This is a genomic window from Nostoc sp. DedQUE02 (genome assembly GCF_034531035.1).
GTDB lineage: Bacteria > Cyanobacteriota > Cyanobacteriia > Cyanobacteriales > Nostocaceae > Nostoc.
In genome coordinates this window covers 56,623-77,168 of the sequence record NZ_JAVRBY020000023.1, presented here as the reverse complement: position 1 = coordinate 77,168, position 20,546 = coordinate 56,623, and the positions used below count along the sequence as shown (strand labels likewise).

The 20,546-nt window shown below is 40.0% G+C and carries 20 protein-coding genes; 13 read left to right on the top strand and 7 right to left on the bottom strand.

Annotated elements, in window-relative coordinates; all coding sequences use genetic code 11:
* Positions 1-398: 398 nt before the first annotated feature.
* The 3 genes from RMX98_RS18600 (at position 399) to RMX98_RS18590 (ending at position 4,639) form a co-directional block, all read left to right on the top strand.
* Positions 399-1,100 (top strand): acyltransferase, encoded by a 702-nt coding sequence (locus RMX98_RS18600; RefSeq protein WP_322677103.1) that lies wholly within the window; start codon positions 399-401, stop codon positions 1,098-1,100.
* 326 nt (positions 1,101-1,426) lie between these two features.
* Positions 1,427-1,543: a photosystem II reaction center protein I gene (locus RMX98_RS18595; protein WP_041566417.1), complete on the top strand. Its 117-nt coding sequence runs from the start codon at positions 1,427-1,429 to the stop codon at positions 1,541-1,543.
* Positions 1,544-1,738: 195 nt separating this feature from the next.
* Positions 1,739-4,639, top strand: coding sequence for a DUF3769 domain-containing protein (locus RMX98_RS18590; protein ID WP_322677102.1), 2,901 nt, complete (start codon positions 1,739-1,741; stop codon positions 4,637-4,639).
* 1 nt (position 4,640) lies between these two features.
* Here the strand turns inward: RMX98_RS18590 and RMX98_RS18585 are convergent, their stop codons facing one another.
* The 4 genes from RMX98_RS18585 to RMX98_RS18570 all read right to left on the bottom strand — a co-directional run bounded on the left by RMX98_RS18585 (position 4,641) and on the right by RMX98_RS18570 (position 8,118).
* The gene (locus RMX98_RS18585) at positions 4,641-4,925 is read right to left on the bottom strand and encodes a hypothetical protein (protein ID WP_322677101.1); all 285 of its coding nucleotides are present in this window, start codon (positions 4,923-4,925) and stop codon (positions 4,641-4,643) included.
* Between the two features lie 210 nt (positions 4,926-5,135).
* Positions 5,136-5,648: an outer membrane beta-barrel protein gene (locus RMX98_RS18580; protein ID WP_322677100.1), complete on the bottom strand. Its 513-nt coding sequence runs from the start codon at positions 5,646-5,648 to the stop codon at positions 5,136-5,138.
* 206 nt (positions 5,649-5,854) lie between these two features.
* Positions 5,855-6,781: a phosphodiester glycosidase family protein gene (locus RMX98_RS18575; RefSeq protein ID WP_322677099.1), complete on the bottom strand. Its 927-nt coding sequence runs from the start codon at positions 6,779-6,781 to the stop codon at positions 5,855-5,857.
* A gap of 83 nt (positions 6,782-6,864) precedes the next feature.
* Positions 6,865-8,118: a DUF4912 domain-containing protein gene (locus tag RMX98_RS18570; RefSeq protein WP_322677098.1), complete on the bottom strand. Its 1,254-nt coding sequence runs from the start codon at positions 8,116-8,118 to the stop codon at positions 6,865-6,867.
* Positions 8,119-8,632: 514 nt separating this feature from the next.
* Between RMX98_RS18570 and RMX98_RS18565 the strand changes: the two genes are divergently transcribed.
* The 7 genes from RMX98_RS18565 (at position 8,633) to RMX98_RS18535 (ending at position 14,689) form a co-directional block, all read left to right on the top strand.
* Positions 8,633-8,797, top strand: coding sequence for a hypothetical protein (locus tag RMX98_RS18565; protein WP_322677097.1), 165 nt, complete (start codon positions 8,633-8,635; stop codon positions 8,795-8,797).
* Positions 8,798-9,072: 275 nt separating this feature from the next.
* The gene (locus RMX98_RS18560) at positions 9,073-9,849 is read left to right on the top strand and encodes a uracil-DNA glycosylase (RefSeq protein ID WP_322677096.1); all 777 of its coding nucleotides are present in this window, start codon (positions 9,073-9,075) and stop codon (positions 9,847-9,849) included.
* A 509-nt stretch (positions 9,850-10,358) separates the two neighbouring features.
* Positions 10,359-10,802, top strand: a complete 444-nt coding sequence (locus RMX98_RS18555; protein WP_322677095.1) for a type II toxin-antitoxin system VapC family toxin — start codon at positions 10,359-10,361, stop codon at positions 10,800-10,802.
* Between the two features lie 323 nt (positions 10,803-11,125).
* Complete coding sequence (locus tag RMX98_RS18550; protein WP_322677094.1) at positions 11,126-11,548, top strand: Mpo1-like protein; 423 nt, start codon at positions 11,126-11,128, stop codon at positions 11,546-11,548.
* Positions 11,532-12,536, top strand: coding sequence for an aromatic ring-hydroxylating dioxygenase subunit alpha (locus RMX98_RS18545; protein WP_322677093.1), 1,005 nt, complete (start codon positions 11,532-11,534; stop codon positions 12,534-12,536). Before RMX98_RS18550 ends, RMX98_RS18545 begins: the two co-directional genes overlap by 17 nt.
* 260 nt (positions 12,537-12,796) lie before the next feature.
* Positions 12,797-13,537, top strand: coding sequence for a hypothetical protein (locus RMX98_RS18540; protein ID WP_322677092.1), 741 nt, complete (start codon positions 12,797-12,799; stop codon positions 13,535-13,537).
* Positions 13,538-13,642: 105 nt separating this feature from the next.
* On the top strand, positions 13,643-14,689 hold the full coding sequence (locus tag RMX98_RS18535; protein WP_322677091.1) for an aromatic ring-hydroxylating dioxygenase subunit alpha: 1,047 nt from the start codon (positions 13,643-13,645) through the stop codon (positions 14,687-14,689).
* Between the two features lie 8 nt (positions 14,690-14,697).
* Here RMX98_RS18535 and RMX98_RS18530 read toward each other — a convergent pair whose 3' ends face one another.
* Positions 14,698-14,898, bottom strand: a complete 201-nt coding sequence (locus RMX98_RS18530; protein WP_322677090.1) for a hypothetical protein — start codon at positions 14,896-14,898, stop codon at positions 14,698-14,700.
* Between the two features lie 29 nt (positions 14,899-14,927).
* Here RMX98_RS18530 and RMX98_RS18525 point away from each other — a divergent pair, with 29 nt between their 5' ends.
* The 3 genes from RMX98_RS18525 to RMX98_RS18515 all read left to right on the top strand — a co-directional run bounded on the left by RMX98_RS18525 (position 14,928) and on the right by RMX98_RS18515 (position 17,496).
* On the top strand, positions 14,928-15,833 hold the full coding sequence (locus tag RMX98_RS18525) for a ferritin-like domain-containing protein (RefSeq protein WP_322677089.1): 906 nt from the start codon (positions 14,928-14,930) through the stop codon (positions 15,831-15,833).
* Positions 15,834-15,872: 39 nt separating this feature from the next.
* The gene (locus tag RMX98_RS18520) at positions 15,873-17,072 is read left to right on the top strand and encodes a P-aminobenzoate N-oxygenase AurF (protein ID WP_322677088.1); all 1,200 of its coding nucleotides are present in this window, start codon (positions 15,873-15,875) and stop codon (positions 17,070-17,072) included.
* Between the two features lie 136 nt (positions 17,073-17,208).
* A complete protein-coding gene (locus tag RMX98_RS18515) occupies positions 17,209-17,496 on the top strand; it encodes a 2Fe-2S iron-sulfur cluster binding domain-containing protein (protein WP_322677087.1) in 288 nt (95 codons plus the stop codon).
* Positions 17,497-17,792: 296 nt separating this feature from the next.
* Here the strand turns inward: RMX98_RS18515 and argJ are convergent, their stop codons facing one another.
* On the bottom strand, positions 17,793-18,956 hold the full coding sequence (argJ, locus tag RMX98_RS18510) for a bifunctional glutamate N-acetyltransferase/amino-acid acetyltransferase ArgJ (protein WP_322677086.1): 1,164 nt from the start codon (positions 18,954-18,956) through the stop codon (positions 17,793-17,795).
* Between the two features lie 65 nt (positions 18,957-19,021).
* Positions 19,022-20,536: a response regulator gene (locus RMX98_RS18505; RefSeq protein WP_322677085.1), complete on the bottom strand. Its 1,515-nt coding sequence runs from the start codon at positions 20,534-20,536 to the stop codon at positions 19,022-19,024.
* Positions 20,537-20,546 lie beyond the last annotated feature (10 nt).

Genomic DNA, 20,546 nt, shown 5'->3' with positions numbered 1-20,546 from the left:
AATTTGGTGAAAAAGAAGCAAAATTTTTACGTACATATAGTAAAAAAGCTTCTAGTACAATGTGACGTAAGTTTGCCAATCTTTAACAATTTGCTTAGAACAAGTAGTTTTGAGATGGTAGTTTTATTTACGCCATACTGTACTAGCTACTTAACGCAATTGTGCATATTTGAGTGATTCTATAGATCTAACTTGAAGAATTGCTCAGAGAGTCAAAGCTAGACTCTGGTTTTTCAACATTTGAAAAACCATCTAAAAATATTGGGAAATTTTGGTAATCACGCCAGGATGTTTATGTATTAATACATACAGAATATATTTGATTGGCAGAAGATTAGGATATAGCCAAAACAACTTTCAACACTGTCAACAACAATTGATTGAAGAGATATGTAGCCATGCAGAACGAGCAATATTTTTCAAAATTGCAGCGCGCGCAAGAACTTTTAGTGACTACGGTGTTAGGAGATATTCCAACACTTCTTCTAGGGCCGAAGTTGCGTAATTGGGGATATGGTAGTATTTTTGCCCAGATAGGCAGCCCAGTGTATATTCAAAATGGTGTTGAATTTAACGGTACTTCTTGTATTGAGATAGGCAGTGGAGTCTATATTTTCAAGGGTGTGCGGATGGATGCTAGAGGGCACAAAAATAATAGAATTCATCTAGGAAATAGAGTCGCTATTGAGCGTAACGTTGATATCGGGTCTTTGGAAGATACGTGTATACATATTGATGAAGACACTTTCATTGCTCCCAATGTGTCTATTGAAGGGCCAGGAGACATTAAAATTGGTAAACACTGCTTGATTGCTGCCTATTCAGGGATATATGCCAATAATCATAATTTTGCCAATCCGATGGAGCCAATTAAATACCAGGGTGTTACTCGCAAGGGAATTGTGATTGAGGATGATTGCTGGCTAGGACATGGAGTTACAGTATTAGATGGCGTTACTATCGGCAAAGGTAGTGTTATTGGTGCGGGAGCAGTTGTTAATAAGGATATTCCTGCTTTTTCTGTTGCTGTAGGCATACCTGCACGAGTCATCAAAAGCCGAATTGGCAAAGATATCGCAAAAGTTCAAGCTGAGAAATAGGGAATTAGGGAATTGGGGATTGGGTATGGTAATTATCCCCTGCAACCTGTTCGCTTGTTTGGGAAACCTTTGGCGTTAGTCAACGTCACAACAGCCAGTAGTCTCTGAGTTATTTCTCAGGATCATCTAAAAGTCAGACAACTGACAAACTTGCAACATTCTCAATAACTCTAGGGTAGAGACTGCTAGTATCCAATCCCTAATCCCCAGTCCCCAGAGTCCTCTAAAAAAGGGACGAGATTTGGGTAATATAAAGTAGCTATCTTTTCTGCCTCGCAGATCCTGAAAGAAAAGCTTTCTTTGTTTTACCCGTTGGAGATATTTCTATGCTGACTTTAAAAATCGCTGTTTATATTGTTGTTGCCTTCTTCGTAACTATCTTCATCTTCGGATTTTTGTCGAACGATCCAGCTCGTAACCCCGGCCGCCGGGACTTAGAGTAAAAGGGCGATAAATCATCCGCGACTTTGGAAGGCGGAAAATACTAAACGCCACGGAAACTTACTAAGCGCAAGTTAGTAAGTTTCTTACTCCAGGTAGCTTGCTGTAGGTAGCAGAAGGCGACAGTCGGAAGGCAAAATGTATGTTTATCCTTCCGTTCGTCATTTGGCTGTTTGTTAGCCCGATTTTGCTCATTTATGCTTCATCCAGTTCTGCCACCCGATCCGCCTCCTATCCTTGAATCTTTACAAACTGTAAATCCCGCCTCATCTGCTAGTCATACCAAGTTTCTTTCAGGTGTAGATACTGGAATACACGAAAAAACAGATAATTCCAAGCAGCCCAAGGTTTTAGCTCAGTTGACAATTACGGGCAACACCAAAAGTGATCTTTCTTTGCCAACTGCGATCAACTCAACTCAAAATGACTTGGTAATTGCTGAAACTTCCTCTGTAACTCATTCACCAGAAACCTTTCCACCAGAAAGTTCCCCACTCACCGGTTCTACAACTGCTGGGCTTTTGGGGCAACCATTGGTCGTTGGTTATCCCACGCAGGAGGTTACAACCTCTAATGACCAAAATAAAAAAGACACAAAGACAAGTCCGAGTGGCGGCATCAAGCGCTCGGAACTTCTTTTAATGTCGGCGCTGCGTAAACGGGAGATGCAAAGACAAGCCGCGACGTTGCCAAGAAAAGTTGGATCTGAGGCTTCCAACCTAGATGCAAAAGGTGAAGGTTCTGAAAAAGCCGGTGAGCGATCGCTGACGACAAGCCGCTTTGCGTCTACGCTAGATCCAAATAGTGGTGGAGAAAAACAAACCTTTTTGGACTCTTCTAGCTTTAGCTATAAAGTTTCTCCAAGCCCCCTTGTCGCCCAATCCCCGCGTTCTCTTCAAATTGCCCCAACTTTCACAAATAGCAACAAGTTAGTCAAATCCAAAGCAGAAATTTTAACTGAGAAGTTAACCCAACAAAAACAGCAACGTGATATTACTGCACAACAGTCTCCAAAAAAAGACAATATCTCTGTATCTGCTGCTGATCTTGTAGCGAGTTCTCAATCAGTACAAAATTTTATAACATTCAAGTCTCGTAACCCGACCAACCAACTCTCAGTGCCCATCACTGTAGAATTCAAGTCCCAAGCCCAGCAACAAGCTCAAGTACCAACGCCTACACCACAGGTAAACACTACTAATCAGCCACAAGCTCAACCATCTACGCCAGCTACCACCCCGCCAGCCAGTCCAAGAATTGTGGAAGTCACTTCAGATCGGCAAGAGTATAACGAGCAACAGCGCATTATAACAGCCGTAGGTAATGTAATTGTGCGATTTGATGGGGCGGTAGTGGATGCCGATCGCTTGCAAGTCAATTTGGACAACTTGATCGCTGCGGGGGAAGGCAACGTAACTTTAACACGGGGCGATCAGATACTGCGTGGACAACGCTTTACCTATAACTTTGTTCAAGATAGTGGGGAACTGGAAAATGGTAGAGGAGAAATTTTCGTACCATCAACTCAAACAGATTTTGCTTTTTTACCCACCGATATAACTGCTGGTGGAGTTCCAAAACGCCCGCCAAGCGATCGCATTAGAGCTAATCAGCCAGTTTCCGGTGTAAGCAGCCCTGGAGGAATTGATTTGGCATTTGGTGGTCAGGCAAATGCTAGCAACGTCCCAATATCGAAAACAGGAGGTGCAGTTAATCGGCTCAGGTTTGAAGCTGAACACATTGACTTCTATCCGCAAGGCTGGCAAGCAAGAGATGTTCGCATCACCAACGATCCTTTTTCGCCCCCAGAACTAGAGTTGCGTGCAAATACAGTAACTCTGACACGAGAATCACCCTTGGTAGACCGGATCAGGACACAGAAGCAGCGTTTGGTATTAGATCAAACAGTCTCCTTACCAATTCCGCTAAATGAGCGGACTATTGACCGCCGCGAACGCGATGTTACACCTGCAATAGTCTCCCTCGGCTATGATGGAGATAAGCGGGGTGGTTTGTATATTGAGCGTGGCTTTCCAGTACTCACTACAGACAATACTAGCTGGACGATCACTCCCCAGTTGTTAGTACAGAAAGGTGTGCAAGAAGGCACAAGTGATTTAGCTGGACTATTTGCTGTAAAGACCAACATAAATTCTATTTTGAGTCCACGGACGGTAGTTCGGGGAAGAGGGGAGTTAACTAGTTTTAACTTGGACAAGGTGGAAGACAATTTGCGGGTGAATTTAGGATTAACCCAGATATTAGGGACTTCCCTTCCCCACACATTGAATGTGCAATATAACTACCGCGATCGTCTCTACAACGGTACTCTGGGTTTTCAAACTGTCCAGAGCAGTTTTGGCGGGATTATTACCTCTCCTGTGATTCCTTTAGGAAAAAGTGGCATCAACCTCAGCTATCAGGGAAGTGCCCAATATATTGATGCCAACACCGATCGCCAAGACTTACTAGAACCAGTGCGGGAAAATGATCGCATCTCACTAGGTCGTTTACAAGCCAGCGCTGCCCTCAGTACTGGGGTGTTGCTGTGGCAAGGAAAACCATTACCAGCCACTGCCAGTCAGGGATTACGATACACGGCTAACCCTGTAGTTCCTTACTTGCAAGCGACTGCTGGACTCACAGGCACTACCAGTTATTACAGCAATGGTGATAACCAAAGCACCTTAACTGCTACAGTTGGTTTACTAGGGCAAATTGGTCATTTTTCTCGACCTTTTTTTGACTATACCGCCTTTAATATCAGTTTCTCTCAAGGCTTAAATAGCGGATTATCACCCTTTTTGTTTGACCGTTCCGTTGATAACAAAGTTTTGAGCGCTGGAATATCACAACAAATCTACGGCCCTTTTCGCTTAGGCTTTCAAACATCTGTTAACTTGGATACTGGCAAAGAAACTAGCACCGACTACATTTTGGAATATAGCCGTCGTACTTATGGTCTGGTCTTGCGTTACAATCCCGTACTGCAATTAGGTGGCATCAGCATCCGAATTAGTGATTTTAACTGGGGTGGCGGTACCGATCCATTTTCAGAAGTTAAGCCAGTGGTGGGCGGCGTGCAACAGGATTATTAGTCTAAGGATTTGGGACGACTCGACAGGCGATCGCACAATTGGTTGACGCACCACCAGGTATTCTCAGGCTGGCATAGTCGCCACTTAGTTGAACACGTGATGGTGGCTGATGTAAAATTACACAGCATCTGTGAACTGCGGCTTGGTACTCTCGCCATTGCTTACGGATGGCAATACTTGCAGGATCGTCACCTAAGTCGGAAAATCTTAGCCCCGCTCGAATTAGCCAAGATTCTACGTCAGTTGTTTCACCAACTATTTCTGGAATGGGATTAATCTTTTTCATGAGTAATATCTTATACGTATATTCCCGATTACTCATTTCACTTTAAGAGAAAGTATCAATACTAGCCAATATCATTTTTTATCAAAATCATCACTAAAAATGATTCACGCCTAAATATCAATATTTAGGCGTGAAAGAATGAATTACTATTACGGCTGGTAAACATCATTGCTTTAGTTTCCGAATAAGCCGTTTTCTAGCTTGTAATCACTAGAAACGATAGCCTAATCCGGCTTGGAAGCTGACGGCATCAGCATCACTATTTCTGTAGGCATCAATACCCCATTTAGTATCGCCGTAGGCAATGACATTGTTGCTAACTTCTGATTCAATACCAAGGGTAACTACAGGTGAATTCTGATTACCCAATGGGGTTTTTTGACCTTCGTCAGTTACAAAGGAATAACCGCCACCGAAGTAAACGTTAGTATTTTTGGCAATGGGCGCATCGTAAGTTACTATGGGCATAATTGCAGCAGCATCACCACCATACAGCACCGAACCCCGCAGTGAAACAGGGGCATTGGGAACGGCGTATCGTCCTTGAATATTACCACCAATTTGTGCTTCATCGTTTCCTTGTCCGCCACTGGTTGCACCAACAGCAACACCAGCACCGATGTAGTTACCGTTAGTACCTGCTGTTTGAGCAGATGCAATGCCTGCTGAGAAGACAATGGAAGCAACAGCAAGGAAAGAGGCAGCTAATTTTGTAAGTTTCATAGAATTATTCTCCCTAGAGTTAAGTAAAATCAATGTTCTCTAGTACTAGAATCTCTTTTTTTACAAAATGTAACCTCGCACATCTGGCTCACCCAAGTGGCTGAATTATTTCTCACCCACTTGGGTGTAACAACTGAAAGATTCAAAATTCTTTGCTATCTAAGCCATCCTCTTAGCTCGGCTTGATTGTGGCAATCATAACTATTTTATTTTTTGTAAATCAAAAAAACTGAACCAATCGGCCCAAGGTTTTCTACATAAATTTTCTGGTTGTAATACAATCCTGGAGACATACCTCCATCAAATAAAATCCCTTCTTGAATCTTACCTAAACAGTTATTGCTCGCAATGCCTTCTAGGACATGATCAAACATATCTGGCAGTAACTCTTGATTAACTTGAGATAATTCAATATTTGAATTAGCTTTCAAATCATTCACTAATAGGATTACATAGCCTTGATTAGTGATAGCTGCCAGAGAGCGATTAGTCGCATTTTTACAAGCAAATTCTCCCAGATCTTGACAAATATCTTTAAACTGACCCTGACGGTAAAATCTGCCATTACCACCGACTAAATTGTAATTGAGAATATCGTTTTTTCTTCTGCCTGCTTGGATCGTAGCCTGTCGCTGGTTGGGTGTACCTCCTGATATTCCAAAGGAAGAACGCTTATTTTTAAATGCTCCCGAATACTCTACGCCACGAGAAATATTTAAGCCTTGTGGTTTATTATCAGTACCTATATAGTCAGCATTAATTGCGGCAATGGGTAGTTCTTTGTTTAATTTGGCATTTTCATCAGCGATGAGTTCATGAAACTGTTTTGGTACATATTCTTTACGCAGTTTCCCTCTACTATCTTTGGCGTAGAGTTTATGAGATAGACCAACATTTACTTTGAAATCTAATTCTGCTGATTTAGGATTAAAAATAATCACATTGTTAATACCTCTGGGATTTTTTCTACCTTGATTATTGGTTTTAAAAAAATCAATACTGAAATTAGCATCTTTGCCAGGACAAGTTTTAGATGCTTTTGGGGCTGAATTTGCTTTAATCTGTTGACAACCTGATAAAAAGCTTGCACCAATTACCAAGATAAATAACAAAAATAATTTTTTTGTAGACATATAATGCAAAAAAACCGCTACAGAATTACTATAGCGGGGAATAATTTAAAATTTCAGTTTGGAGTTAATCTGAAAACCAAAACTTAGGAAAACCATTCTAAAACAGCTTCTTCTTTGGTGTTAGTATTTCGAGATGGTGTCTCACGGTTAAATTTCATCTGAATTGACCGGGTTTGCTCACCATCAGCAGCTACAGCCAAAATCGGATAGTCAATTAAACCATCTTGGAAGGACATCTGGAAGCGGAATGTTCCATCTGGATTCAGCTTAATTGGACGGCCGCCAATGGTTACGGTAGCATCGGGTTCGGTTGCACCGTAGACTATCAACTCAGCATCGGCAATTAACCAGAACTGGCGCGGACGCACTGGTACGGCGGAAGCCGAGAAGCCAACACCTGACATTCCTGCACCGGAAGCGGTTAAACCAGATGCCCACAGACCCACACCAGATGGGAAAATGTAGGAACTGAGAGCTTGTTCGGGACGCGCTGAACTTGGTACTTGATGCTGAGAACCGAAGATTGAACCAGCAACGCGTAGCGCTTCGGCAGATTCTGCTAAACCAAATATTTCGTCGTAGATGGGGTTGCCGTTACCATTTACAACAGCATTACCGTTATTGGCGGTAGCTGGAACCTTCTTAGCAGGGGGAACTATTTCGTACTGAGTTTTTCCACGTAAATCTTCTTCAAAGTTGACAGTGATGAAGACATCCTCAATCCAGTCAGAAGGATAGACGGGAGGAATGTGTACTCTAGCAGAACGAGCTAGTACTAACCAGCGACCATCAGCAGCACGATAGCCGATATCGATCACATAATCGCGATCGCTAACTGGAACCGGTAGATACCATTCTCTAGCTAGTTCATCAGCAGGATATTCTTGAATGCTGTGGGGGCTTTGGTATTCTATATTAATGTCGGTGACATCATAAATCCGTAGTGCCAGTTGTTGTCCGCCTTGGCGGCGCAGTTCCTCTTTGTGTTCATTGGGAACATCCCAGTAAGTGTAAGCCCACTGAGGATCGCGCGGTAAGAGTACAATCCGGCTTTCACCATAGCCAGATGGCAAATCTGCCAGTCCTTCATCAACATCAGCCAAAGATCCACCAGTACGATCTTCCTGACCTAATTCAAACTTTGCAGCTTCCACGGTTTCTTGTGCCTCCAATGAACGAGATGGACTGAGTAAAGTTTTGCTGCGCTGGACTTCTTGTATTGATGTCAGCAGTTGTGATTTACGCATTCGGCTATAGCGAGAGATACTGTATTCGCTAGCAACTTTGCGTAGTTGGCGTAAGGTCATCTCCTCTAGTGGCGGGCGTTCTTTTGCCATTAATTTGGCCTCCAGTAGTTTAAGCGGTAAATGATTTCCCCTGGCTAAAGAATGCTATATAAAATGTCATCCACTCCAGATGAATTTTTTATCCTGACTCCTGGTTTTGCCCAGTTTTTAAGTTTTTTAATCTGTTTTTAAATTGAGGTAACATCCTTTCAATTCCTGATCATGCCAAAATTAGCATTTCTTTGGGATCGGAGGAGTCCTGTTTGTTAAGTCAATATTAACCACTAAGCATATCTAGGGATCAAGGGGTAATCACTAGGTTTTTTGACTATTTCACGAATTTATCAGCCCTTCCGGGATCGTGATGTCAGCTTTTCATAACATTACCATCTTCTTCGATGTTAAGCGATAGCAATGATGTCAAGATTTGGTGACATAATTTTGCGATGTGTGAATCGATCGCTATCTGTAGAGCAATGCCTGCTGCAATATCTACGACGGGCTACGCCTACGGCACTCGCACTAACTCGATCCCAATGCTTTAAATCAGCCAATTAGCCCACAGGTGCAGATATCAGATCCCGTTTTAGATGGTGAACCTCGGATGGTTAAGCGCGGTTCGGATGAGATTGTGCAAGCTGTTTATATTAATGGAGTTCGGGTTGTTTTTCGGGGGGAGCGATCGCGCTTGGAGGGTGAAAGGTTGCTAACGGTTCTGTTTCCTTGTTGAAGTATCTCAGGTAGAGGCGCAAAGGAAAGGTTGAGAGACTTCCAAGAAATAAATTATCCAAATAAACGAACCACAGAGGCACAGAGAACACAGAGAGAGGAGAAATAGAGAAGGTTATTGGGTCAGTTTTGAGACATTTTTTATTTGGAAGTTTCTAAGAGTTTAAGATTGAATTGCTTTTATTTCACATCAGCAATGACTTGGCCAATATCTTGAGGAGTTGCACCTGTGGCTAACATTGCCTGAATCAACAATTCAATTGATACTGAAGCAATATGTCAAATTACTTGTTTTCCCAGTTTAAAGCCAACGAATTTGAAGCCTTGCATAAGGAGTTATCTAAAGTTCTGGATATTTCACAAGGTCAACTACAAGCTCTTTATGAGGTGATGCAGCAAGAATTGGAATTAGAGGGCTATCCCGACGATCGGAGGCTTCCCAGAAATATTTTTCACTCTCACGATGAAAGTTTTCAGAAATGCTACGAAGACGCTTTCGTTATTGGAGTAGATATTCCCAGTCTCCTTGAAAAGAACAATAATATTTCAAACAAGAAAACAGTTGTTATCCTTGGACAAGATCCTTTAAGAACAAGTAATGAAAGAGTAGAGCAAATTAGGATTGCAACACCCTATGCTTTACACTCAAAAAGTTGTCGTGAGAAGTTGCGTAATACAAGACTGTATTTTGATTTGATCAAAGTCTTACTAGATGCAGGATACCGAGTTTACCTTACAGACATTTTCAAGGTATGGGTCAGTGAGGCTAATTGCGATCGCGGTATTCCTCTGAGTAAGAAAGATCGTAGTCGCTTCATTCAAGTTCTGAAGACAGAGTTAGAAATTTTTGAACCACTTGCGGTCATTACCTGGGGACAAGAAGCAAGTAGCGCCATTAGAAGTATAAAATTAGAAGTTAAACACCGTGAGTTTCCCCATCCTAGTGGTGCAGCAAATGGTGCTTGGCGTAAACTAATCGGTAAATCACCAACACGAGAAAACCGGATAAATTATTGGCAGCAAGAAGTTTTTGCCTACTTATCAGGGTTGTAGACAAGGATAATTCCCAGTGCGATCGCTTTTCCTGTACGCTACGTTAACGAAACATAACGCACTGTTTTTATGAGAGTGATACCTACGGTGGGTGGAGCGATCGCTTTATTCAGTAATTGTGCCTCACAGATAATCACTTCTCAATAACTTATAAAATTTAAACAGCGAATAATTTCTCGATTCTTATGAGTGAAAAACTACAGACAGAAAAAGACAAGCTACAGGCAAGCAGTAGTATAAACATAAATAAAGATACAGAAAATGAAAAAGTTCTATGTCCTCATTGTCAGCGCACTGCTACGAACGGTATTAAATGTAAAGGTATTTGTGTAGCTGACAATGACTATTAAGGTATAAATTATATTACTAGCTGATAAGTATGATTGTTTTAGTTTATCTGGGAGGCTAAAACCATCAATAGTATAAATTAAGGAGATAGTTTGGATCAAAAGGAATTATAAGTTGCCGTAAAGGAAAGCATCTACATTGAAACCAGGATCTTAGGTCATTTGACCGCCAGAGCAACAGACAACCTCATTCTTGCTGCCAACATCAAGATCACACAAGACTGGTGGAATGAAAATCGTAGTTTATTCATTCTCTATGCTTCAGAAATTGTTGAGGATGAAGCAGCTAAGGGAGATCCAGCGATCGCATCTCAAAGGTTGAGTATGTTACAATCCTTGATGCTCCTTGAACTAACAGAAGAGGCTCTAGAGCTTGCCCAAGCATTCCTCAGGCAAAGTAATCTCCCACCAAAAGCATCAAACGATGCTCTGCATATAGCATTGGCAACAGTGTATGGCTTGGACTATCTGCTAACATGGAACTGCAAACATATGGCAAATGCCCAAATCCAGCGCAAGTTATCACAAATTAGCTCTGAACTTGGATATGTTTTACCAGTTATTTGTACACCTTATGAACTCATAGGATATAATCAGGAGACTTAATCATGTACAAAAACGAAATAGTTGAAGAAATTCACAAGTACAGAGAAGATTACGCTCAATCATTTCAATATGATTTGCAAGCTATATTTAACGATTTACAAAGAAAACAAACGGAACACAAGGATAGACTGGTAAGACTCCCAATCAAGCGGGGGTATAACAAATCACTGAATCAAAATGCAAGCTAGATCATCCTTATTAATGTAGGCAGCAGACTCAATAAATCAGTCTTGATTGTCATCAGCTTTTGAAGACAGTAGTCTTGAACCATTGTTTGTAAGACGACAAGCCCATACGATATCTGAGGAAACTCACATCTTTTCATGAGTGAGATCAACTATAATCCTAAACAAAAGGTAAGAAATCGGATTAATAATCAAATTTTGGAGCATCCTTTTACAGACTATTGGGATATTTTTATTCTTAAACATCAACATCCAATTAATATTAGTCTACACATTCTAGGAATATTCTTTTTTTACAGTTTACTCTTTTCTACTTGGAAATTGCAAAAATTTTGGTTACTTTTGGGCTTACCGTTAACTCAATTTCTGGGATTAACTGGACATTTTTTATTTGAGCGTAGCCATATTGATTTACAAGATGCTGTATTTTCTTGGCGGGCATCTTATTGTTTAGGTAAAATGTTATTTAGGATTTTGACGGGTAAATATCGAGATGATATTCGCCAACGACAAGAAATATTAAATAATTATCTATCAAAAAATTATGAAAGTATTCAATAATTGGGATGTGATTGCTAAGGGTTGGTATATTGCCTGTCATAGTCATGAAATCCCTAAAAAAACAGCAAAATCTGCAGAAGTATGCGGTCAAAAAATTGCCATTTTTAGAGGTGAAGATGGGCAAGTACGGGCTTTGGATGCTTATTGTCCTCATTTGGGGACAGATTTAGGAATTGGGAAGGTTGATGGTAATTGGATTCGTTGTACATTTCATCATTGGGCATTTGATGAAACAGGAATTTGTCAAAATATTCCCTGTCAATCAGAAATTCCTACTCAAGCTAAGTTACAAGTTTATGCAATAGAGGAAAAGTATGGATTTATCTGGATTTATCCTGATGCTAAAGCATCGGAAGGAGTGGCTGATTTTGATGAGTTGAAGGGAAAAGAAATTGTTGCACAAGCTGATATTGCATTTGCCAGAAGTTGCCATCACCATATTTGTATGATGAATGGGATTGATGCTCAACATTTAAAAACAATTCATCATTTAGATATCAAAATGGATCTGTCGCTACATCGCAGCGAATTAGGCACACAAATAGACTTTACAATGCGGGGACAATTCCCTCAAACCACTTGGAGAGAAAAGTTAGGTCAAAGATTTCTTGGTTCTACATATCAATATTCAATGCGTTATGCTCATGGTTGCATTGGTTTGTTAACAATGATGAAAGATGTCAGGCTTTTTCCGCCACTGTATATGATATATGCTTATACTCCAATTTCACCTGGAAAAACGATAATTCAACCGATTTATGTAACTGAAAAACGTCAAGGTATTGTGGGATATCTCTTAAGCCAGTTTTTGTTATTCTGTACGCGCTTGGCTTACTATATGCTCAGAGATGAAGATGGCAAGATTTACGACAATATTCGCTTTAATCCGAAATTGCTCCTTAGTATTGATCGGCCATTAGCTGAATATATGGAGTATGTAAATCAGCTAAAACCGTCTCGGTGGTCAAAAAATAAGGGTGTAGAATAGTAGGTTAGATTAGCGATCGCCTAACCCAACAAAAGCTTTGGTAATGTTGCGTTTTGTTTCTCAATCTAAATACATCTTAATTATTTTGTAGAGTGGGGGATTTCCATCAACTCTGATTCAAAAGGTGCAAGATGTGAATAGAGAATTGTAGCGTAGATAACCATTCTGGAATCTGTCACATTACACCGTAAATTTACCAGAATAGTCGATAAAGTTTTAATTAAATATAATACAAATCAAATTTAAGTAATTTACAAATAATGAAGAGTTTGCTGATTCCTGTTGAAAAATTGCAAGCAAGCGATCGCACCGCCATGTATGCGTTGTTGCAAAATCACTTTAAAGGTATAACCTGGGATGGCTTTCAAATTGATTTAGAACGCAAAAACTGGGTTTTATTGTTGAGAGATGAAACAACGAACACACTCAAAGGCTTTTCAACTCTGATGTTATGTCAAAAAACTTTTTTGGGAGAAAAAATTAGTGTTGTATATTCCGGCGACACTATTGTTGATCCTAGTGCTTGGTCGAGTACAACACTACCACGTAGTTGGATTGCCGCCATCAATTTTCTGCGTCAACACTATGCAGAAAATAAACTTTACTGGTTGCTAATTTGCTCTGGTTTTCGCACTTATCGTTTTCTTCCTACTTTTTGGCAAGATTTTTATCCTCGTTATGATGTCACAACACCTGCTGATGTCAAGAATTTAATGGGTAATTTGGCACAGCAATATTATGGTAGCTTATACCAAGAAGCAGCTGGTATTGTCCAGTTTCCGCATCCCCAAATTTTACGGGAAGGGTTGATTGAAATTCCATCAGGACGACAGACTAATCCCCATATCCAGTTTTTTGAGGAGAAAAATCCTGGCTATAGGTTAGGGGATGAATTGGTTTGTTTAACTGAAATTAACTATGAAAATCTCACCAGCGCTGGACAAAGGATGTGGCGGTCAAATTCATTGTTAGAATCTGTACAAGATCCTGTTCTTATTTAAGAATTTTTATTCATATAAATTAAACAAAATTACGCCAGATAAGGTATTTAATCACCTTCACTGCCCACCTCTATATATCAATTGTAACGAGATCGGTGATATTTTATGCATTCTACCAGCCCACATTCAAACTTTAACAATCCAACGCAATTTGTAGAGGGATGGTATTGGGCATTACCATCAAGAGAACTAAAAGTTAGCAAAGTGAAAGCGGTAACTTTGTTGGGTAGAAATTTGGCAATTTATCGGGGAGTCAGTGGTGAAGTAGTGGTGGTGGATGCTTATTGTCCTCACATGGGCGCACATTTGGCAGAAGGTAAGGTAGAAGGTGATGGAATTCGCTGCTTTTTTCATAATTGGAAGTATAACAGTGGCGGAATTTGTGTAGATGTTCCTTCTTTGGGAAAACCGCTACCTGTGTGTATTAACACTTGGCATACGGCAGAAAAATACGGCATGATTTGGGTTTGGGTGGGAGAAGAAAAGCCAAGTTTTCTGCCCTTTGTACCAGAACTAGAACAGGCAGACTGTGATTATATATTGGGGACTCGATTTGTCAAAAACTGCCATCCTAATGTCTTACTAATTAATGCGATTGATGCTCACCATTTCAATACAGTACATAATCTGCCCTTAGAGATTGTATTTGATTCCCAAGACCTCAATCGAAACGCTATTACGTTCAGCAACATTACACGGGGAGGGGATGATTCCTGGTTAATCCGCCTGATTCGTCCTCTATATCGCAACGAAGTTACTTATAGTATGTGTTATTGGTATGGCAGCACTGGCACTGTGACGCTAGGGCCGGATTTACTGCACTTTTACATTATATTTGCGCTGCGAATGATAGAAGGTGGTAAAACTGAAGGGCAAACAATTCTTGTCACTCCCAAGCGTCCGGGATTTTGGGGATGGGTTTTAAATCGTGGTTTGTTATGGTTAACTCAGCAGGTTGGTAATTACTTCGCAAAAGGGGATACACAGGTATTTCAAACAATTCAGTTTGATTTAAAGACTCCTACTAAAGCAGATCAATCTATTCTGGAATTTATTCAGCACGTTAATCACCAGAAAGCCTTAAGCTGGCGAATTTGGGAAACTGTTAATTATCCAAATCAAATATCAACACCTAATACTAATTCGCGATGAAAATGCAGTTAATTATTAAACGAACCGCCAAGTACGCCAAGAGAAAAGGGGCGTTGCTGATTCCATGTATGAAAACGATTTTGCCTAATACCAAAATCCTTGTAGAGACGTAGCAGTGCTACTTCTCTACATCTAGATTCATACTTCAATTCAGCAACGCCATAAAAGGAGTAATCATTAAGTGCAAATTTGTGGAAAATTGGTGTCACTATTATTTCACATTTATGAACATAAGAAAATGGATTTAAAATATAATGTTGTCGGTTTTGACTTACCACATATAGATTGTAATGACCGTTTGCGACGGATATTAACAGCAGCATTACCCAATCGGAATAATTATACTAATTACCCACAATTAAATTATTGGGATGCGGAATTTTTCAACTTACACCAAGTCAAAATTTTTCAGCAATCTAATCTTAATGAACAATCTGCTATTCTAGAACTTGCCAACCACAGTCTGTTAGAAGAATCATATTTCATTGAGAAAGCAGGGGTTGGTTATATGGCAAAAATGGTACTGTTAGCAGAAACAGTTGAAGAACGAATGCTTTATGGATTGTTTACAGCTGATGAAGCTACCCACCTTCACCAAATTAGCCATTTTTTACCAGAAATGGAAGTAACTAGCACGAGCGATCCGTTTTTGCGCTTACTATCAGAAGTGGTTGAAAGTGAAGATAAAACAGTTTTATTGTTTGTGCTGCAAGTGGTTTTAGAAGGATGGGGTTTAAGCCATTATCGGCGTTTATCAAAGGAATGCCGCTATCCAGTTTTAGCAGAACTTTTTGCTAGTTTTTTACAATCTGAATCCCGTCATCACGCCACGGGAACCACCTTGTTTAATCAAATTACTGTTTCAGCATTTAGTCAAACAACAATTCTTGATGTATTGGCACAGTTTTTGTTTATGGTACAGGTGGGGCCGCAAAGTTTACTTGCAGCAGTCGAACAAGTGAAAGGACATCTGACGCGATCGCAAAAAATCAAAATTTTAGAAGAACTAAATACAGAGACTCATAGCGGAACGCGATTACAAATATTGCGATCGCTCATGGGGGGAACATCAGCACAGTCTATCCTGCAACATTTAGAAGAACGCGGAGCCTTTGAACCACTCCCCGCCCATGAATGTGTGTAATAAATCTCAATCTTATCTCTGCGTTTAATAAAAACGGATATGGAAAAAACTATTCATCGCAAATTACAAATCAACCACACTCGCAACAAACAGCAAGATCATACTACTTTAATGGATGAAGCTGTCACCAAGTTTCGCTACGAAGATTGTCAAAACGAGTATTGGAACCCAGAGGAATTTTCCCTGTTATATGGTACACCTTTATGGGAACAGTCTAGCCAACATCAGCGTATAATTTTGAACCAACTTTACTGGGTAGCTTACTACTCACAAATTGTTTCTGCCGAAATTGCCACTATCTTTTTCAATCAAACCAGTGCAGCCGGACTTTATGCTCAAGAAGATTTTCGTTTGATCTGCGATACCTTAGATTTGGAATCCGCCCAAGAGCGATCGCACATTAACGCCTTCCGCACAATTGCCAAACAGGTTGAACAAGCGTTGTTTGGGGAACTTATCTTTACCTATCCGATGCGCGGCCCCTTTACAGAAACGATGGTTTATGCTGACACCAATGCCCTAAAAACTTGGTGGAAAAAAATTCAACTTCAATACTTTGGGCTAATTTCTGCGAATAACACTTTTTTGGCTTGTCAGTATTTCACGGTGCGGGGAGTGCGGACACTAAACGGCAAGTTAATACAGCACAAACTCAGCAATTATTATCAAAAACATCCTCATCCTGAAGCTGCTCCAATGCCTGCTAAAGTCTCCTATTATCACTTCATGGATGAAAGTTTTCACTTCAATAGTTCGACTATTATATCTCATGATGTTATCACTTGCCTGAAGCCACCGACTGGTTTTGAGCGACTGGTTGCTAATTTAGGATTGCTGGGATGTCAGCGCGATCATTTTCATTTTTCGGCTGCAATTAACGGCATATTCTGGTACGATCCGGCGCTGTATAGCAAGATTTATCAGGTGTTGCGATCGCACATTTTTGAGATGAGTGACAAAGATGCTAAAGAAATGATGCGGCGTTGTTTTACCGAGGAGTCGGAAGGATTACAGCGCAGTTTTTCAACTCATCAGGAGGCAATGAAATCTTATCAGGTGTATGTTGAGAAACTCGATTATCTTTGGCAACGGAATCGGGATATGTCACTGATGGCTACTAATTCACTTTCTCGATATTTGGCAACTCAAAAAAGGGCTTTTCAAGGTTTTGAACACCAAGAAGATTTATTTTTAGCTCACGCACAGACGCAGAGGCATAAAGCAATACAGTTCAGTTAAGAAATTTATCTGTTAAGGCAGGTAGGGGGAGCAGGGGAGGCAGGGGAAGCATGGGGAGAGAAAAAAGCTTAACTGAACTGTATTGAGGCATAGAGAGGAATGGAAGAGTGTTGTTTAGGTAAAATTTTTGCATATTATGGCTGAATTTTGTCAGATATCGTTTCCAGGAAGCGATTTTGTTCCGATCACTCTGGAATCTCATAAAAATTTGTCTGAACATCTCACAATTCAAAATTCACCTGTTTTGTTTGGTTGTCGGACTGGTATTTGTGGAACTTGTTTGGTTGAGGTTATGGGTGATATTCCTCCTCCGCAACCTGAAGAACAGGAAATGCTGGAAACATTAGCAGCTAATTATCCTTATGCGCGGTTAGCTTGTCAGCTTGATGTTACCGATAATGTTGAAATTCGTAAGATTATCTAAACGCCTAATTTTGACAATGCAAAACTTTTGAGTATGGATCAAAAACATTCCCCAAATTGGAAATTTTCGCCAACTGTTCATTGGGTAAAAACTTTGAGTTTATCTACCATCAGCACATTAGGTTGCTGTGGAATTCTACGGGGCTAGGGATTGTGCGATCGCCTCTACATTAAACAACTGGATGCCATTTGGGTGGATGGCGGTTTTGATGGTGCACCGTTGATGCAATGGGTGATGGAATAAGTGTCGTTAGATTGTGCAGATGGTTCTAAGACCAAAACAAAGCAAGGGCTTAATCAAGTTGAGTATTTGCCATTAATTTCTATATAACCTTCTGAAAGATCGCAACCCCATACAGTTGCAGAGGCTTCGCCAATATTGAGGCTAACATGAATATTTACTTGATCTTTGGACATAATTTGCCGCAACTGTTCCAGATTTTCATTAGTTAAACTATTAGGATAAACTTTCACATTATCAAAACTGATAACAACTTTATCTGGATTTATCTGCTGTTCATTTTCACATTTGCCTATAGCCATAGCAACTCGTCCCCAATTTGGATCTGCTCCATAAACGGCGGTTTTTACTAATGGAGAATTAACAATTGCTTTAGCTACTTTTTTAGCTTGTGCATAGTTAATCGCCGAATCTACAGTTACCTCAATAATCTTGGTAGCACCTTCTGCATCTCGTGCAATTTTCAGTACCAGTTCTTGTGCAACTTCTTGCAATGCACTGGCAAAATCTGTTTCTGAAACTTCACCGGCTATTCCATTAGCTAGAATCACTGCCGAGTCACTAGTAGAAGTATCAGTATCTACACTCAAACAGTTAAAGGTTTTATCGATAGTAGAGCGAAAAATAGAACGAAGGCTATTTGCAGAAATTGCCGCGTCCGTAAAAAAGAAAGTTAAAAGGGTAGCCATATTAGGCTCAATCATGCCGACACCTTTGGCAATTCCTACTAACTTGGCATTTCCTATTTGCCGTGTAGCTAGTTTTGCTACTGTATCGGTGGTCATAATACCACGAGCTGCGGCATCAAAATCAGCAGGAGTCAATTTTTTTCCCAATCCTAATAACCCTGATCGGATTTTTTCAATTGGGTAACGTCTGCCAATTACACCTGTAGAAGCTATCACAATATTATGTGCAGCAATTCCAGTTTCAGCTGCAACTAATTGTAGAACTTCTTGGGCATCAGCGATGCCAATAGAACCATTAGCTACATTTGCATTTTTAGATATAACGACAATTGCTTGTGCTTGTGAATCTTTTAAGTTCTCGCGGCTAATAGTAACACTTGGCCCTGCAAAAAGACTTTGAGTGAAGACTCCATCAGCAACACAAGGAACTGATGATTTAATAAATACAAAATCATCTGTTGTATCTCGGATTCCCAAATTAGTAATAAATGCGGTAAATCCTTGAGGTGTAGAAGATATAGCTAATGACATTTTTTTGGCTGTATTTAATAATTTAATTTGCTTTAATTATCTTATACCATTTCAAAATTTGAGTACTATAAATCAGTTAATGTGAGTGTAAATGTTGTCCATCCGTTGCCACTTTCTACTTGAATGTTTCCTTGCAGTTGTTCGGTTAATCTCTGTACTATGGGTAAACCTAATCCCGAACCACCTTGATTCCAGATATCTGCTTTGGGGATGCGATAAAATTTATCAAAGATTCGTGGTAAGTCTGTCACCGAAATTTCTGCTGAATTACTGATAGTAATAATAGTTTTTGCAGGCGCTTGCGAAGAATCGTGACTTACATTTAGGATAATTTCACCAGCCGCAGGTGTGTATTTACAGGCATTATTGAGCAATTCTACTAAGATTCGTTCCAAACTAATACCATCTGAGAATAGCGGCGGGAGATTTGAAGGGATATTTATCTGTAGAGTTTGCCGATGTTCTTGAACACGGATTTGAAACGGTTCAAGAACCCAAGGTATCGACTGTTGTAAGACCAACGCATCAGGTGTAATAACTGGATAAGATAAGCTTTCTAGTCGTTGTAAGTCTAGTAAATCGTTAATTAATCCTAGCTCGCGATCGCACTCGCTTTCCATTAGTTCTAGATAACGTTGAGCTTCTTCAGTACTACTAGACATTTGTATCATTTGAATCATTAATTTCATGTTACTTAGAGGCGATCGCAGTTCGTGAGAAACTAAATTCAAAAAGTCATTTTTGAGTTGATTTATTTCCTCCCATTGCACTACAAGTTGTTCTTGCTCAATTTGTTTTTGACGCGCTTCAATCGCTCGTTTGCGCTCAGAAATATCTCGAAACACTAACACAGCGCCTGTAATATTATCTTTGTCGTCTTTAATTGGTGCAGCGCTGTCATCGATTGGTATTTCTACTCCATTTTTAGTAATTAAAATAGTTTCTGCGGGGAGACTGACAATAATCCCATCTTGCAGAGCTTTTATAATCGGACTTTCAATAGGGTTATGAGTTTCTTCATTGGCAATATTGAATACTTCTGATGAAGTTCTGCCATAAGCTTCTTCCAATTTCCACCCAGTTAGATTTTCAGCAACAGGATTCATAAAAGTTATCAACTCTTGTAAATTGCTCGCAATTACACCATCGCTGATACTTTTTAAAAGTGCATCCAGCCATTTTTTATTAACTTTTAGTTCCTTTTCTAAACCATGTTTAGTCAGAGCTATTTCAATATTTGTTTTTAGTTCTTTTTCTTTAAAAGGTTTAAGTAGGTAGCCAAAGGGTTCAGTTATCTTAGCTCGTTTTAATGTGGTCTCATCTGCATAAGCAGTCAAATAAATTACTGGAATATCCAAATGCTTATAGATTTGTTGAGCAGCTTCTATCCCGTCCATTGACCCTTTGAGTTTAATATCCATCAGTACTAAATCTGGGGATATTTCTACTGCTTTATTAATTGCTTCTTCTCCTGAAGAAGCGATCGCGGGAACTGTGTAACCAAATTTTATCAGTCGATATTGTAAATCTTTGGCTACAATAGCCTCATCTTCGACAACTAAAATTTTTGCGTTTGTCATATTTTAGTTA

Excerpts from the sequence above, each read along its gene's own strand:
- RMX98_RS18520 (WP_322677088.1), top strand. The coding sequence starts at position 15,873 with ATGGAAAAAACTATTCATCGCAAATTACAAATCAACCACACTCGCAAC.
- RMX98_RS18545 (WP_322677093.1), top strand. The coding sequence starts at position 11,532 with ATGAAAGTATTCAATAATTGGGATGTGATTGCTAAGGGTTGGTATATT.
- RMX98_RS18515 (WP_322677087.1), top strand. The coding sequence starts at position 17,209 with ATGGCTGAATTTTGTCAGATATCGTTTCCAGGAAGCGATTTTGTTCCG.
- RMX98_RS18575 (WP_322677099.1), bottom strand. The coding sequence starts at position 6,781 with ATGTCTACAAAAAAATTATTTTTGTTATTTATCTTGGTAATTGGTGCA.
- RMX98_RS18600 (WP_322677103.1), top strand. The coding sequence starts at position 399 with ATGCAGAACGAGCAATATTTTTCAAAATTGCAGCGCGCGCAAGAACTT.
- RMX98_RS18525 (WP_322677089.1), top strand. The coding sequence starts at position 14,928 with ATGGATTTAAAATATAATGTTGTCGGTTTTGACTTACCACATATAGAT.
- RMX98_RS18550 (WP_322677094.1), top strand. The coding sequence starts at position 11,126 with ATGAGTGAGATCAACTATAATCCTAAACAAAAGGTAAGAAATCGGATT.
- RMX98_RS18535 (WP_322677091.1), top strand. The coding sequence starts at position 13,643 with ATGCATTCTACCAGCCCACATTCAAACTTTAACAATCCAACGCAATTT.
- RMX98_RS18505 (WP_322677085.1), bottom strand. The coding sequence starts at position 20,536 with ATGACAAACGCAAAAATTTTAGTTGTCGAAGATGAGGCTATTGTAGCC.
- RMX98_RS18570 (WP_322677098.1), bottom strand. The coding sequence starts at position 8,118 with ATGGCAAAAGAACGCCCGCCACTAGAGGAGATGACCTTACGCCAACTA.
- RMX98_RS18595 (WP_041566417.1), top strand. The coding sequence starts at position 1,427 with ATGCTGACTTTAAAAATCGCTGTTTATATTGTTGTTGCCTTCTTCGTA.
- RMX98_RS18540 (WP_322677092.1), top strand. The coding sequence starts at position 12,797 with ATGAAGAGTTTGCTGATTCCTGTTGAAAAATTGCAAGCAAGCGATCGC.
- RMX98_RS18585 (WP_322677101.1), bottom strand. The coding sequence starts at position 4,925 with ATGAAAAAGATTAATCCCATTCCAGAAATAGTTGGTGAAACAACTGAC.
- RMX98_RS18590 (WP_322677102.1), top strand. The coding sequence starts at position 1,739 with ATGCTTCATCCAGTTCTGCCACCCGATCCGCCTCCTATCCTTGAATCT.
- RMX98_RS18580 (WP_322677100.1), bottom strand. The coding sequence starts at position 5,648 with ATGAAACTTACAAAATTAGCTGCCTCTTTCCTTGCTGTTGCTTCCATT.
- RMX98_RS18560 (WP_322677096.1), top strand. The coding sequence starts at position 9,073 with ATGTCAAATTACTTGTTTTCCCAGTTTAAAGCCAACGAATTTGAAGCC.
- argJ (WP_322677086.1), bottom strand. The coding sequence starts at position 18,956 with ATGTCATTAGCTATATCTTCTACACCTCAAGGATTTACCGCATTTATT.